The sequence below is a fragment of the Aeromonas sp. 604176 genome, assembly GCF_049170755.1.
In the GTDB taxonomy this organism is placed as follows: Bacteria; Pseudomonadota; Gammaproteobacteria; order Enterobacterales; family Aeromonadaceae; genus Aeromonas; species Aeromonas veronii_A.
In genome coordinates this window covers 26,225-40,670 of the sequence record NZ_JAAKNE010000005.1, presented here as the reverse complement: position 1 = coordinate 40,670, position 14,446 = coordinate 26,225, and the positions used below count along the sequence as shown (strand labels likewise).

Annotated in this window: 11 protein-coding genes; 7 read left to right on the top strand and 4 right to left on the bottom strand. The window is 59.9% G+C overall.

Annotated features, from left to right (window positions below):
* Position 1 precedes the first annotated feature (1 nt).
* The 3 genes from G5358_RS01735 to G5358_RS01725 all read left to right on the top strand — a co-directional run bounded on the left by G5358_RS01735 (position 2) and on the right by G5358_RS01725 (position 4,000).
* Complete coding sequence (locus G5358_RS01735) at positions 2-1,537, top strand: TerC family protein (RefSeq protein WP_101531322.1); 1,536 nt, start codon at positions 2-4, stop codon at positions 1,535-1,537.
* A 207-nt stretch (positions 1,538-1,744) separates the two neighbouring features.
* Positions 1,745-2,866: an alkene reductase gene (locus G5358_RS01730; RefSeq protein WP_421323477.1), complete on the top strand. Its 1,122-nt coding sequence runs from the start codon at positions 1,745-1,747 to the stop codon at positions 2,864-2,866.
* A 147-nt stretch (positions 2,867-3,013) separates the two neighbouring features.
* Entirely contained in the window at positions 3,014-4,000 is a 987-nt protein-coding gene (locus G5358_RS01725; protein WP_421323476.1) for a zinc-binding dehydrogenase, read from the top strand.
* A gap of 113 nt (positions 4,001-4,113) precedes the next feature.
* Here the strand turns inward: G5358_RS01725 and G5358_RS01720 are convergent, their stop codons facing one another.
* Positions 4,114-5,178: an adenosine deaminase gene (locus tag G5358_RS01720; protein WP_263083988.1), complete on the bottom strand. Its 1,065-nt coding sequence runs from the start codon at positions 5,176-5,178 to the stop codon at positions 4,114-4,116.
* A 197-nt stretch (positions 5,179-5,375) separates the two neighbouring features.
* Between G5358_RS01720 and G5358_RS01715 the strand changes: the two genes are divergently transcribed.
* The 4 genes from G5358_RS01715 to asnB all read left to right on the top strand — a co-directional run bounded on the left by G5358_RS01715 (position 5,376) and on the right by asnB (position 10,124).
* Complete coding sequence (locus G5358_RS01715) at positions 5,376-6,125, top strand: HAD-IIA family hydrolase (RefSeq protein ID WP_005337281.1); 750 nt, start codon at positions 5,376-5,378, stop codon at positions 6,123-6,125.
* Between the two features lie 54 nt (positions 6,126-6,179).
* Positions 6,180-7,754, top strand: a complete 1,575-nt coding sequence (locus G5358_RS01710; RefSeq protein ID WP_069555033.1) for a cation:proton antiporter family protein — start codon at positions 6,180-6,182, stop codon at positions 7,752-7,754.
* 144 nt (positions 7,755-7,898) lie between these two features.
* Positions 7,899-8,267, top strand: a complete 369-nt coding sequence (locus G5358_RS01705; protein ID WP_129503815.1) for a cupin domain-containing protein — start codon at positions 7,899-7,901, stop codon at positions 8,265-8,267.
* A 192-nt stretch (positions 8,268-8,459) separates the two neighbouring features.
* Positions 8,460-10,124, top strand: coding sequence for an asparagine synthase B (asnB, locus tag G5358_RS01700; protein WP_106842977.1), 1,665 nt, complete (start codon positions 8,460-8,462; stop codon positions 10,122-10,124).
* 317 nt (positions 10,125-10,441) lie between these two features.
* Here asnB and G5358_RS01695 read toward each other — a convergent pair whose 3' ends face one another.
* Genes G5358_RS01695 through G5358_RS01685 form a run of 3 tightly spaced genes read right to left on the bottom strand, consistent with a single transcriptional unit; the run spans position 10,442 to position 14,441 of the window.
* Entirely contained in the window at positions 10,442-10,948 is a 507-nt protein-coding gene (locus G5358_RS01695; protein ID WP_421323475.1) for a hypothetical protein, read from the bottom strand.
* Between the two features lie 60 nt (positions 10,949-11,008).
* Positions 11,009-12,343 (bottom strand): capsule biosynthesis protein, encoded by a 1,335-nt coding sequence (locus G5358_RS01690; protein ID WP_216953368.1) that lies wholly within the window; start codon positions 12,341-12,343, stop codon positions 11,009-11,011.
* 7 nt (positions 12,344-12,350) lie between these two features.
* On the bottom strand, positions 12,351-14,441 hold the full coding sequence (locus G5358_RS01685; protein WP_421323474.1) for a capsular polysaccharide biosynthesis protein: 2,091 nt from the start codon (positions 14,439-14,441) through the stop codon (positions 12,351-12,353).
* Positions 14,442-14,446: the final 5 nt, after the last annotated feature.

Below are 14,446 nucleotides of genomic sequence, written 5' to 3'. Positions count from 1 at the left end.
AATGGAATTGCTGCTGGATCCCCATATCTGGATCGGTCTGTTTACCCTGATCATTCTGGAAATCGTGCTGGGGATCGACAACCTGGTCTTTATCGCCATTCTGGTGAAAAAACTGCCTCCCGCCCAGCGGGACAAGGCACGCGTCATCGGCCTGTCGCTGGCCCTGCTGATGCGACTTGGACTTCTGAGCGTCATGTCATGGCTGGTCACCCTGACCACCCCGATTTTGCACCTGTGGGATCACCCCTTCTCCGGTCGGGACCTGATCCTGATGGGGGGCGGCCTGTTCCTGCTGTTCAAGGCCACCTCCGAGCTACATGAGCGGCTGGAAGCCAAACCCCAGGATGACGGCCCTGTCGGCGCCTACGCCAGCTTCGGCGTGGTGATCGCCCAAATTCTGGTGCTCGATGCGGTCTTCTCGCTCGACTCCATCATCACCGCCGTCGGCATGGTGGAACACCTTGGCGTCATGATGGCCGCCGTGACCATCGCCATGGTGGTGATGGTGCTCGCCTCCAAGCCGCTGACCCGCTTCGTCAACGCCCACCCGACCGTGGTGGTGCTCTGCCTGAGCTTCCTGCTGATGATCGGCTTCAGCCTGGTGGCGGAAGGATTCGGCTTCCATATTCCGAAGGGTTACCTCTACGCGGCCATCGGCTTCTCGGTGCTGATCGAGTTTTTCAACCAGCTGGCCCAGCGCAGCGCCATGCGTCACGAATCCAAACAGCCGCTGCGCGAGCGCACCACAGCCGCCATCTTCAAATTGATGGGCAGCAAGGCCTATCAGGATCAGCCGGATGACGATCTGGATGCCCCGGCCGTAGCGCCGGTGAGCTTTGGCGAGGAGGAGCGCTATATGGTGACCGGCGTACTGTCGCTGGCCGAGCGCTCCATTCGCACCATCATGACCCCGCGCTCGGAGATGGCCTGGATCGATATCAACGACTCCAGCGACGAGATCCGCGCCCTGCTGCAGCGCGAGCCCCACAGCCTCTTCCCCATCTGTGACGGGGATCTGGACGAGGTGATCGGAGTGGTCAAGGCGCGGGACCTGCTGTTTGCCTTGAACGAAGGGCAATCCTTGAGCGAACTGGCCAAGCAGAACGACCCCATTATCGTGCCGCAGACCATCAACGTGATCCGCCTGCTGGCGGAGCTGCGCAAAGCCAAGGGGAGCCTTATTCTGGTCTCCGATGAGTTTGGCGTGATCCAGGGGCTGGTCACCACCCACGATCTGCTGGAGGCCATCGTCGGCGAGCTGCCGGACGAAGACGAAACCCCGGATATCGTGCGCGATGGCGAAGGGTGGCTGATCAACGGCAGCACCAACATCCATCATGTGGAGCAGGTGCTGGAGCATGAGGGGCTGGTGAGCGAGAGCGATGAATACGTGACCCTGGCGGGCATGCTGCTCTCCCACTTCGGCACCCTGCCCACCCCGGGCCAGCAGTTGCAACTGCAGCAACTCAACTTCGAGGTGATCGAGGTGAGCGAGCGGCGCATCGAGCGGGTGAAAGTGATGCCCGCCACGGCTTGAGCCTGCCACCAGCAGAATACAGAAGAGGGCCAGACGGCCCTCTTTTTTATGCTTCAACTTTATGCCTCAACGCCTCTTTCCCGACGGTTTGCACTGATTGCTGCATCGATTGCTGCATCAAGCACAATTCTCTTGTGCAATTACCCCCCTTTTTCACAACAAGATGGCGGCATAAAGTGGCCTCACTTCCACCATGAGGAACTCAAGATGAGCCACGATCACCTGTTCTGCCCGCTGCGCCTCGGCCAGCTGCACCTTGCCAACCGCATCGTCATGCCCCCCATGACCCGCTCCCGTGCCAGTCAGCCCGGTGATGTGGCCAACGCCATGATGGCCAGCTACTACGCCCAGCGCGCCGAGGCGGGCCTGATCATCAGCGAAGGCACCCAAATCGACCCCATGGGCAAGGGCTATGCCTGGACGCCGGGCATCTACAGCGCCGAGCAGATCGCTGGCTGGAAGCTGGTGACCGATGCCGTGCACGCCAAGGGGGGCACCATCTTCGCCCAGCTCTGGCACGTGGGCCGCGTCACCCATCCGGATAACATCGGCGGCGCCCAGCCCATCTCCGCTTCAGCCCTGCCCGCAGTGGGCGTCAAGGTGTTCGTCGATAACGGCAGCGATGCGCCGGGCTTTGTCGAGACCGTCACTCCGCGCGCCATGACCCGGGCCGATATCGATGCGGTGGTGGGCCAGTTCCGTCAGGCGGCCCGCAACGCCATCAGCGCCGGTTTTGACGGCATCGAGCTGCACGCCGCCAACGGATATCTGATCAACCAGTTCCTCGACTCCGAATCCAACGCCCGCACCGACAGTTATGGCGGATCGCTGGAAAACCGGCTGCGCTTCCTCAAGGAGGTGACAGAAGCGGTTAGTAGCGAGATCGGGGCTGACCGGGTAGGGGTGCGTCTTGCGCCGCTCACCACCCTCAACGGCACCGTGGATGCCAACCCGCAGGAGACCTATCTGGCCGCCGCCCGCCTGCTGGGCCAGCTCAACGTGGTCTACCTGCACATCGCCGAAGCGGACTGGGACGATGCCCCCCTGATGCCGGAGAACTTCAAGCAGGGTCTGCGCGATGCCTTCCCCAACACCCTGATCTATGCCGGCAAATATGATGGCGAGCGGGCGCGCGCCGCCCTCAAGGCGGGCTGGGCCGACATGATTGGCTTTGGCCGCCCCTTCGTCGCCAACCCGGATCTGCCGGAACGGCTGCGCCACGGCTATCCGCTGGCTCCCCACGATCCGGCCACCCTGTTTGGCGGTGGCGAGAAGGGGCTGACCGATTACCCCGTCTATCAGGCCGAGGACGCAGCAGCCAGCCGCTGATTGCCAATGGCCAACCGGCCACGTAAAGCAGGCCCCACAGGTTGGGGCCTGCCGTATTGTTGCGCATTAGCAACAGTGATATGACTGACCGAATCACTGTTGCAATGATCTCGTTGTTCTCTCCCCTCGCTTTCACAAGGAGTCATCATGAATCACACCCAAGCCTGGTGCTGGCATGCCCCCGGTGAACCGACCCAGCTTACCCTCGCCGATCTGCCCCTGGCACCGCTCGCCCCTGACGAGGTACTGGTGGCAAACCGGGTTATCGCCTTCAATCCGGTGGACTGGAAGCTGATCGAGTATGGCCACTCCAACTGGCAGGATGGTCAGGTGCCCGGCGTCGATGGCATGGGCACTATCGTGGCCCTCGGCGCCAACGTCAGCCATCTGCGCCTCGGTGCCCGGGTCGCCTATCACACCGACCTGCGCCACCACGGCAGCTTTGCCCGCCACACCCGGGTACCAGCCCGCGCCCTGCTGCCAGTGCCCGATGCCCTGAGTGACGAGGCGGCCGCCGCCCTGCCCTGTCCCGGCCTCACTGCGTGGCAGGCGCTGGCCAAGCTGCCGCGCCTGCACGGGGAAGCGCTGCTCATCACCGGCGCCGGCAGCAGTGTCGGCCGCTTTGCGGTGCAGCTCGCCCTCCAGCAAGGAGCGCGAGTCTTTGCCAGCGCCAGCCCACGCCACCATCAGTGGCTCAAACAGATCGGCGTGCAGGGGGTGGCCGATTATCGGGATCCCGAGTGGCTGGCCACTTTGCAGGCGGCCAACGGCAACGAGCCGTTCGAGGGGATCATCGATCTGGTCTCCAGCCAACAGGCAGAGAGCTTGCTGCCCGCGCTGGGCTACTACGGCCATATGGTGACTGTGCTGGGGCGCATCCCGCACAATCCGCTGCCCGCCTTTGCCCATTGCCACTCGTTACACGAGATTGCACTGGGTGCCCAGCACGCCTTTGGCTCGGACAAACAGTGGAGCCGACTGGTCGCCGCCGGGGTCGCCATGATGGAGCAGATAGCGAGCGGCGAGCTGACCCTGCCGCCGCTGGTGGTCGGCGACTTTGAGTCACTGCCTACCCTGCTCGAGCGCTTCAAGCGCGAAGGACAGGGCGAGAAGTTTCTGGTGCGAGTGGCATAACGCTGACCTTCCCTAATAACCACACCGACCATTGAAACGAAAGAGGCCCGCCAGTGATGGCGGGCCTCTCTTTATATCTAGTGCATCTCATCTCGACTTCATTGGCGCCTGACTCAGTGCAGGATCACCCCGTGAGTCTCGGCATAACTGCGGATCTCCCGAGTCAGGCGCGCCTTGTCGGCCACAGAGAGCCAGCTTGCCTCCACCGCATTGAGCGACAAGCGACAGAGCTGACTCATGGTCGCGCCAAGGCCATCGGCCAGCGCCACAAAGTTGGCATTCATATAGCCGCCAAAGTAGGCGGGATCGTCCGAGTTGATGGTGACGCAGAGCCCCTGCTCCAGCAGTCGCAACACATTGTGCTGGGCCATATTGCCGAACACCTTGAGCCGGGTGTTGGAGAGGGGGCAGACGGTGAGCGGCAAGCGGGTATCCGCCAGATAGCGCAGCAGCTCGGGATCATCGGCCGAGCGCACCCCGTGATCGATACGGCACACCTGCAGCTCGTTGATCGCCTGCCAGATGTAGTCGGCAGGCCCCTCTTCGCCCGCATGGGCCACCACCGGCAGCCCCAGCTCGCGGCATTTGGCAAAAATCCGGGCAAACTTGGTTGGCGGATTGCCCTTCTCCCCGGAGTCGAGGCCGATGCCGTGGATCCGTGACAGGAAGGGCATGGCCTCTGCCAACGTAGCGAACGCCTCCTCCTCGCTCAGGTGGCGCAAGAAGCTCATGATAAGGCGCCAGCTGATGCCAAACTCCTGCTCCCCGCGCTGCAGCGCCCGCTCGATGCCACCTAGCACGGTAGCAAAGGGGATACCGCGGGCAGTGTGGGTCTGCGGGTCAAAGAAGATCTCCACATGCACCACCTTGTCGGCGGCGCAACGCTCAAGATAGGCCCAGGTGAGGTCGAAGAAGTCCTGCTCGGTCACCAGCACGCTGGCGCCGCGATAGTAGAGGTCAAGAAAGGATTGCAGGCAGTCAAAGTCATAGGCGGCGCGCACGCTGGCCACATCGGGCCAGGGCAGTGGCACATTATTGCGGCGGCCCAGCTCAAACATCAGCTCGGGTTCGAGGCTGCCCTCGATATGCAGGTGCAACTCCAGCTTCGGCAGTCCGGCGATAAATTGCGCGGCGGTGAGGTGTTCGGGGGTGACTGGCTTGGGAATCGGGGTGTCCATAGCGACGGCTCCATCAGCAAAGTGATCCGGCGTCAGCCCCTCCACCAGACTGACCCGACGGCAGCTTTATTGTGCACCGAAGTGACGAGACAGGGGAGACTTGTCATCAAACAGACTTATAATGGCGTCACAAAAATCATAAATGATTGAACATCTTAACGATTGGCGGCTCGCCTGCGCCCTGACAAGGAGTTTTCATGAAGAAGAACGTCATCTGCGATATCGACGGTGTTATCCTGCACAACAACGATCTCATCCCCGGTGCCGACCGTTTCGTCCATCGCCTGCTGGAGCAGGGCAGCAAGCTCTTGTTCCTCACCAACTACCCGGCCCAGACCCAGAAAGATCTGCAAAACCGCTTCCGCTCCGCCGGGATCGAAGTGCCGGAGGAGTGCTTCTATACCTCCGCCATGGGCACCGCCGACTTCCTCAAGCGTCAGGATGGCAAGAAGGCCTATGTGATCGGTGAAGGGGCGCTGACCCACGAGCTCTACAAGGCCGGTTTCACCATCACCGACATAGACCCCGACTTCGTGGTGGTGGGGGAGACCCGCAACTACAACTGGACCATGATGCAACAGGGGGCCAAGTTCGTCGATCAGGGGGCCCGCTTTATCGCCACCAACCCCGATACCCACGGCCCCATGATGCACCCGGCCTGCGGCGCCCTGTGCGCCCCCATCGAGCGAATGACCGGCAAGAAGCCGTTCTATGTCGGCAAGCCGAGCGCCTGGATCATCCGTGCGGCGCTCAACCGGATGGAGGCCCACTCCGACGACACCATCATCATCGGCGACAACCTGCGCACCGACATTCTGGCGGGCTTTCAGGCCGGTCTCGAGACGGTGCTGGTGCTCTCCGGGGTGAGCAAGGTCGCCGATATCGACCGCATGCCGTTTCGCCCGAACCATATTTTCGACTCCGTGGTCGACATCGATATCGTCTAATCACCACCCAAGCGTTAAACAGGGCAGGTCTCTCCTGCCCTTGCAGGATCTGTTATGGAACCCATTCTGATCGCCGTGGCCTTTGGCTGCGGCATGGTAGTCAATCTGATTGGCCTGCCCCCCCTGCTCGGCTTTCTGGCCGCCGGTTTTATCCTCAACGGCATGGGATATGAAAATACCCCCGCCCTGAGCGAGGTGGCAGATCTCGGCGTCACCCTGCTGCTGTTCACCATCGGCCTCAAGCTCAATATCAAGACCCTGATGCGGCGCGATGTGTGGGGCACCACCAGCCTGCACCTGCTGCTCTCCACCCTGCTCTTTACCGTGGTGCTGCTGGTCTGCAAGGGACTGGGGCTTGAACTTGCCCTCTCGCTGGACTGGAAACTGGCGCTACTGCTGGGCTTTGCCCTCTCCTTCTCCAGCACCGTCTTCGCAGTCAAGGTGCTGGAAGATCGCAGCGACATGAATGCCCTCTACGCCCGCATCGCCATCGGCGTGCTGGTGATGCAGGATGTGTTCGCCGTGGCCTTTCTGGCCTTCTCCAGCGGCAAATGGCCCAGCATCTGGGCGCTCTGGGTACTGGGGCTGCCGCTGCTGCGCCCGCTGCTGTTCAAGCTGCTGGAGCGTGCCGGGCACGGCGAGTTGCAGGTGCTGTTCGGCGTGTTTCTGGCGCTGGTGGTCGGGGCAGCCGGTTTTGAAGTGGTCGGCCTCAAACCGGATCTGGGGGCCCTCATCATCGGCATGCTGCTCGCCTCTCATCCGGCGGCGGCGGGATTGGCCAAGGCGCTCTTCAACCTCAAAGACCTCTTTCTGGTCTGCTTCTTTCTCACCATCGGCCTCAACGGCCTGCCGACCCACGACACCATGTTGCTGGCGCTGGCGCTGGTGCTGGCCCTGCCGCTCAAAAGCGCGCTCTACTATCTGGTCTACAGCGGCGCACACCTGCGGGTGCGTACCGCCCTGCTCTCGACCCTGGCGCTCACCAACTTCTCGGAGTTTGGCCTGATCGTCGCCGCCATCGCCGCCAAGGCGGGCTGGCTCTCCCACGAGTGGCTGGTGGCGGTCTCGCTGGCGCTGGCGGCCAGCTTTATGATCTCTGCCCCGCTCAATGCTCAGAGTGAGCGCATCTACCATCGCATCGGCCACTGGCTGCGGGGATTGCAGGCGAGCAACCTCCATCCGGAAGACAGACCCATCGAGCTGGGCGATGCGGAGGTGATCATCCTCGGCATGGGGCGGATCGGTCAGGGGGCCTACTTCGAGCTGGAGAACAAATACGGCAACGTCATCCTCGGAGTGGAGAACGACAGCGAGAAGCTACCCACCCTGCGAGCCCAGGGGATGAACGTCATCGAGGGGGATGCCACCGATACCGACTTCTGGGACAAGGTGCTGCTCTCCAATCAAGTCAATCTGGTGCTGCTGGCGATGCCCCACCACTCGGGTAACCTCTACGCCATCGAGAAGCTGCGCAGCCATGGATTCAACGGCAAGATCGCCGCCATCGTCCGCTTCGAGGATGATATCGCCTCCCTGCAGGAGCAGGGGGTGGATGCGGTGTTCAACGTCTACAACGAAGCGGGCAGCGGCTTTGCCCGCCATGTGATCCGCCGTTTGCAGCCTCTGTGAGTCGTCGACCTGCGCCCCTTGGCAAGGGCTCTTGGCAAGGGAATGCGCATCGTTTAAGTTATGCACAACCTCGTTTAATAAAACGAACAAAACGCGGGGCCGGGATGGCCCCGCTTTCCTATCTGACGAAGCCAAGGAGGCACCATGAAGACCCTCAACGACTGGATTTTGCCGGGCCGCCACGAGGCGGCCCCTACCCCGCTGATGCCAGCCCCCGAGCGCATTAAAGCGGGCAACCCGGCGCAAACGGTGTGGAACCACTACTCCGACCCAAGCCAGCAGTTTCACGTGGGCTTCTGGGCTTGCGAGCCTGGCCGCTGGGCCATCCACTACACCGAGCACGAGTATTGCCAGCTGCTGGAGGGGGATGTGGTGATCCACGACAGTGAGGGCGGCCAGCTTGCTCTCAAACCCGGCGATCAATTCGTGATTCCGGCAGGCTTTGTCGGTGAGTGGGAGACCCTTACCCCCTGTCGCAAGGTCTACGTCATCTTCGAACCCGCCTCGGCTTGACGTTCACGTCACCCTGCCCCGTTGCAGCAGCCCTTATCCTGTTGATCCGCTTGACGCTTACGGCATGATTTTCTGCGGTTTTCCCGCTTGCAAAAGATTTTTCCGCTAGGCATTGTGTCTGACGAGGAATGTAAATGGAATTTCGAGCCCAAACGTGGGGGGCTCATATAAAAATCAAGAGGATTACCGCCAATGTGTTCAATTTTCGGCATTCTGGATATCAAGTCCGATGCAGTTGCCCTGCGCAAATCGGCGCTGGAGATGTCCAAGCGACTTCGTCACCGCGGGCCTGACTGGTCCGGCGTCTACAGCTCCGACAAAGCCATTCTGGTGCACGAGCGTCTGGCCATCGTCGACCCGGGCAATGGCGCCCAGCCGCTCTACAACCCCGAGCGCACCCATGTGCTGGCGGTCAACGGCGAAATCTACAACCACAAAGAGCTGGAAAAGACCCTCAAGGTCGACTTCCAGTTCCAGACCAAATCCGACTGTGAAGTGCTGCTAGCTCTCTACAAGGAGAAGGGCCCGGCGTTTCTCGACGATCTCAACGGCATCTTTGCCTTCATCCTTTATGACGCCGAACAGGATGCCTACCTGATTGGTCGCGACCACATGGGGATCATCCCCCTCTATACCGGTCGCGACGAGCACGGCAACTTCTATGTCGCCTCCGAGATGAAGGCGCTGGTGCCGGTCTGCAAGAGCGTCGAAACCTTCCCGCCGGGACACTATCTGTGGAGCAAGGATGGCGAGCTCAAACAGTGGTACAAACGCGACTGGATGGAATACAGCTCGGTCGAGCACAACGTCAGCGACAAGGCCGAGCTGAAAGCCGCGCTGGAAGCAGCGGTCAAACGCCAGCTGATGTGCGACGTACCCTATGGCGTGCTGCTCTCCGGCGGGCTCGATTCGTCCGTTATCTCCGCCATTACCAAGCTCTATGCGGCGCGCCGCATCGAGGACGATGGCAAGAGCGAAGCCTGGTGGCCGCAACTGCACTCCTTCGCCGTCGGTCTGGAAGGATCTCCGGATCTCGCCGCCGCCCGCAAGGTGGCCGACCATCTGGGCACCATCCATCACCAGATCCACTTCACCGTGCAGGAGGGTCTGGATGCCCTGCGCGACGTCATCTATCACCTCGAGACCTATGACGTCACCACCATCCGAGCCTCCACGCCGATGTATCTGATGGCCCGTTACATCAAGGCGATGGGGATCAAGATGGTGCTCTCCGGCGAAGGCTCCGACGAGCTGTTTGGTGGCTACCTCTACTTCCACAAGGCGCCCAACGCTAAAGAGTTCCACGAAGAAAACGTGCGCAAGCTCGCCTCTTTGCACCTCTATGACTGCCTGCGCGCCAACAAATCGATGGCCGCCTGGGGTGTGGAGGGTCGCGTGCCCTTCCTCGACAAGGAGTTCATGGACGTGGCGATGCGCCTGCAGCCCGCCGACAAGATGTGTGGCAAGGGCAAGATCGAGAAGCACATCCTGCGCGAAGCGTTTGAAGATCTGCTGCCCCACGAAGTGGCATGGCGCCAGAAGGAACAGTTCTCCGACGGCGTAGGTTATTCGTGGATCGACAGCCTGAAAGCCATGGTGGAGCAGGAAGTGACGGATCAGATGTTCGAAGCGGCCGCCTTCCGCTTCCCCATCAACACCCCGCTCACCAAGGAGGCCTACTTCTACCGCGCCATCTTCGACGAGCACTTCCCGCTGGAAGCTGCCGCCCGTACCGTGCCCTACGGCAAGTCGGTCGCCTGCTCCACCCCCACCGCGCTGGAGTGGGATGCCAAGTTCAAGGAGATGGCCGACCCGTCCGGCCGCGCCGTGATGGACGTGCACCAGCAGGGCTACTAAGCCAGAGCGGGGCGACCCCATCGGCTAACGCCAGATAGCAAAAAGCCCTTCACCATGGTGAAGGGCTTTTTATTTTTAAATGTTCCAGATGCAATCAATATTGATAAATGAATATGCCACTTAGCTCATCTTGAAATAAACCCACAATAATTGTTGCTCAGATAAAATGGGGCACCATTTTATGACTCACAAGTCAAAATCTGGCCTGAAATATATTTCACACAGCTTGCCAGATTATATCCACCACAAATGTGTATTAAAAAAACGTGACAAAATGACAAAGTACAATGCGTAATGGCGATCATATTTCGCTAATATTACAGCGTCCATCGCAATGAGAAGGTGGTGACCGCGACATGGTCTCCCCCAGGTACCCAATCAACCTTGGGTGCATAACCGACTTCCAATGCAACTGACTTGTAACCCAGTATCACTATCGGCAAAGCGGCAAAACCATCAATACCCGAACCGTTGAGATAACCAGCCTGCGCCCCTACCCCAGCAAAAACATGTTCGGTGAGATACCAATCTTTCCGATAAGAGAAACCCGCATAACCAGCTGTATTTTCTAGAGAATCCCGATAAAGCCCGCCGCGCAGCGCAAGTTTTCCCGTGTCGTTGTCACCCAAGAACACCCACGCCAATCCCAATCCCGGGTTAAAACCATTAAAGTCACAGGTTTTGCTTTTTTTTCCTGTTCCCTGCGAACAATCACTGTGTATTGATGCCCCGTGAATAATAAGTGAAAGATCATGTTCAGCTGCCATGGAAAAAGTCGGCAACCCCAAGAGTCCAATGGATAACAAGCAACCGTGAATGTTCATGTTAACCTTCCTGGTTTTATTTACCTCTCACTAACACACTAAATCAAAAATAGGCAGACATCAAACGAGTAACATCAGAGCGGTTGAACCGATAGATGTAAACGGGTCGCTAATACCATCGAGAGTGGCCAGCCAGGGTAATGTAAGGCACATGGTATTATTCACCCTCATACGGCGTTCCGGCGATACAAGCTCATCACGCATATTCGGCGCTGAAAGCTTCATTTTTTCCATGACCGCCAGCGCACTCATTTTCAGATGACGGTAAAAACTGGCATTGAGCTGGGTCAGATGGAGCAAGGAGTGGCGCACCCGTTTGAATGTCTCGGCACATACCGGGCTCTGCGAGTGCCAGAAGGAGGCCAGCGAACCTTTGGTGGTCAGACCGTCAATATCATAGAGTGCCCGCCCCATGCAGAAGGTGGGTACATCATGGAGCAAAGCAGAGAGACCGACCGTGCTGTTGATGGTGATCACACCTTTGAGCAAGGGATACAGGGTTGGCAGCGGCAGTTCATAACCGTAAAAGACCCTCCCCTCCAGGCCAAGCACCGCAATGAGTCTGTTTATCTGGGCACGATAACTGACATAGCCCCGATCCATGGGGTGGTGCTTGAACAGCAACACATCTTCGGGTTTGGCATGCTCCGCAAAGGAGTTGATCACCTGCGCAACCATCTCCTCCACCCCGCTCAGGTCAGAGTGCTCCCGGATCTGAAAATCCTCGGTCACTTGCAGTGGCACAAAGAAGATCCGCCCGGCGTGCTGCGGCAACGCCTTGAGCAGGGCGCGATCCTGGCGCAAGTTGCCGTATTTCACCATGGCGCCACAGACCCACCCCATCGCCTCCTGCACCAGACTCCAGGGACGGTGATTCACAAAGTGGGGATAACGCCAACGGAACAGCGACTTGTTGATGTGGTAGCGACTGGCATACCAGGCGCGCACCGCAAAGGTCTTGCCCACCTTGAGCGAGCTGTCATAAGGCACAGGCCAATCCAGTTGGGCAAGTTGATCGCGCCGCTCATACCAGGGGCTGAAGGCATTGACCCCACCCTGCTCCAGCGTGACGAAATCGGGTCTGAGATAGCCCTCCTCCATCGCCCAGAATGGCACTCGCTTCAACTTGCAGATACGGCCAGCCTCCAGATGGTAATAACGGCAGTCCCCGTAACAGATCACCGTATCGATACCCTGCTGCTTGAGCACCCGGCGGAAAAAGGCGTTCCAGCTTTCCGGTTTCCCGCGAAAACGCAGATTTTTTCCGGCACAGGGCCAGCACTCATCCCCGCCATTGAAATGGATCTTCACCACCTGATGTCCCGCCTCGGTCAACTGGCGACTCAGGGTCTGAAAGAAAGGGCCAAGCGGGCCTTGCAGTAACAAAATCTTCATTAACGACTTATCTCAAAAACGGGGAGAGAGAGGGGCGCTGCATGAGCGTCTGGAACAAGTAACCGAGCTTGAGCTGCCAGCGTTGCCAGCGGCTCGCTTTTTGGGCCGATGAGTGTCCCTGCTTCGCCAGTTGGTGGATCAACTGCTCCGGACTTATCCAGAGCCCGGTCTGCCAATCGAGATAGAGCGGATAGGCAACCAGCGTCAGATAGACCAGCGCCGCCAGCGGCAGACTACGTTGACGACGAGCAGGCGGATTGGCATCCGTGGTCAACCCCCAGCCACTGTAGAAGGGTTGGCCCCAGGTCGTCACCTTGACCCCCTGCACCAGCGCCTCGAAGCCACTGAGCGAGGTCATGGTATGCAGCTCATCCACATGGGGATAGAGGCTGGTGAGCCCAATATCCAGCACCTGACTATCGACACACTCCGCCAGACAGGCCGCAGAAATCGCCCCACCACGATTGCCCGCCACCACATCAGGGTGTGGTTTGTAGAGAATATGAGCGTCGGGTTTAGCCGCTCGCACCGCCCACAGCAACTGCTCGTTGCTGCGAATATGGGGGCTCCCGGTCAGGATGGAGGCATCGCCATCCACCTGACCCACCACCAGCACCAGCTCACGGCCATCATCAGGCCTGGTGTAGTGCTGCGGCTCGCCCACATTGTATTTGCTGACCCTGTGTTCCCGTAGCAAGGCGAGCAGCGCATCCCCGCGCTTGACCTCTGCCTCTGTCAACTCCTGATAGTTGAGCAACTGTTCCAGCCCGCTGGGAGTGCGACTGTCGAAATAGATCCCGACCGGGTCCAGTGACAAGGAGGAGGGACGACAGAGATTGGAGCCCAGCCCCCTCGAGCGAATAAAACCATCCTCGACCCGGATTGCAGAGGCGAGATCAGGGTGGCGGCTACCCCACACCAATATCTGCTCGTCACCGGTCAACCGCTTGGGTGGCTTGCGCACAAAGTGCAGCTCATCGGCCAAATGCTGGCAAAACGCCTGCATAAATGCCCGCTTCCACAGCGAGAAACCCACCAGATAGAGCCGGCGCCAGCGCGGCGCGGGACGGCGCTGATTGGCAATAATGGCGACCACCTCCTCTACCTCGCAACGCTGGCCCAGCACAGGGTCGAGATAGCGGGGATAGCGGATCAAGGCTGCCGCGACCAGCTGGGCGAGCGACACTTTTACGTTGCGCCGTTCACACTGCTTGCTGTCATGGGTCAGCCCCCAACCGGCATAAAACGGCATACCGAAGCAATAGACCGGCTTGCCAAGCAACAGGCCTTCAAAACCAAGCTGGGATGACACCGTATAGACCGCATCCACCACATTGAGCAGCGCATGGGGATGGCAGTGATCGGCCACAATCTCCACATCATCCAGGTTCAGACGGGCCAACACCCCGCGCTTCTTGCCAAGGCGAGTATCGGGATGGGTGCGCAGCAACAGGCGCGCATCGGGATGATTGCGGCGCGCCGCCTCCACCATCGCCACAAAATCAGCTTCACTGGCCAGCGCCCCCGGAATGGAGAGATCCCCCGCCACCTGATCGACCAGCAGGATCCTGGGTTTGGCGCTCTGCTGCAGACGAGTGGCAAGCCCTGATGGCAAGCCGCCATAGTCCCCGACGGCAGAGAGGGCGGTCACGCTGCCGCTGGCAATCGACTGATCGGGGGCAGTGGCATAACAGTTGTATTTGGTGACCCCGAGGCGTACCAGCTCATCGATCAGTCGCTCGGCCCGTGCCAACATCTGTGGCTCGCACGGGGTGGCAATCAATTGTTCAAGCTGGCTGGGCTGGCGGGCATCGTAATAGATCCCCACCGGATCGGCGATCAATGAGACCGCCTTGCCCCCCCTGGCGGGGTGGCCGATATAACCGATAAAGCCGTCTTCCAGCTGCCAATAGGGCAAACTCAGGGTCTTGGCCTGCTCCTTGATCTGGTGGGTATTAGCCTTCTGGCCCCAGCCGACCAGCACATCCCCCGGCTGTACGGCATCAGGGGAAGCAAAGCGCGCCAAGGGTTGTCCCAGACAGGCGCTGATTTGAGTGCTGCGGGCCAGTATGCCGCTGGATTGTGTCCATAGAGTCATGCAAA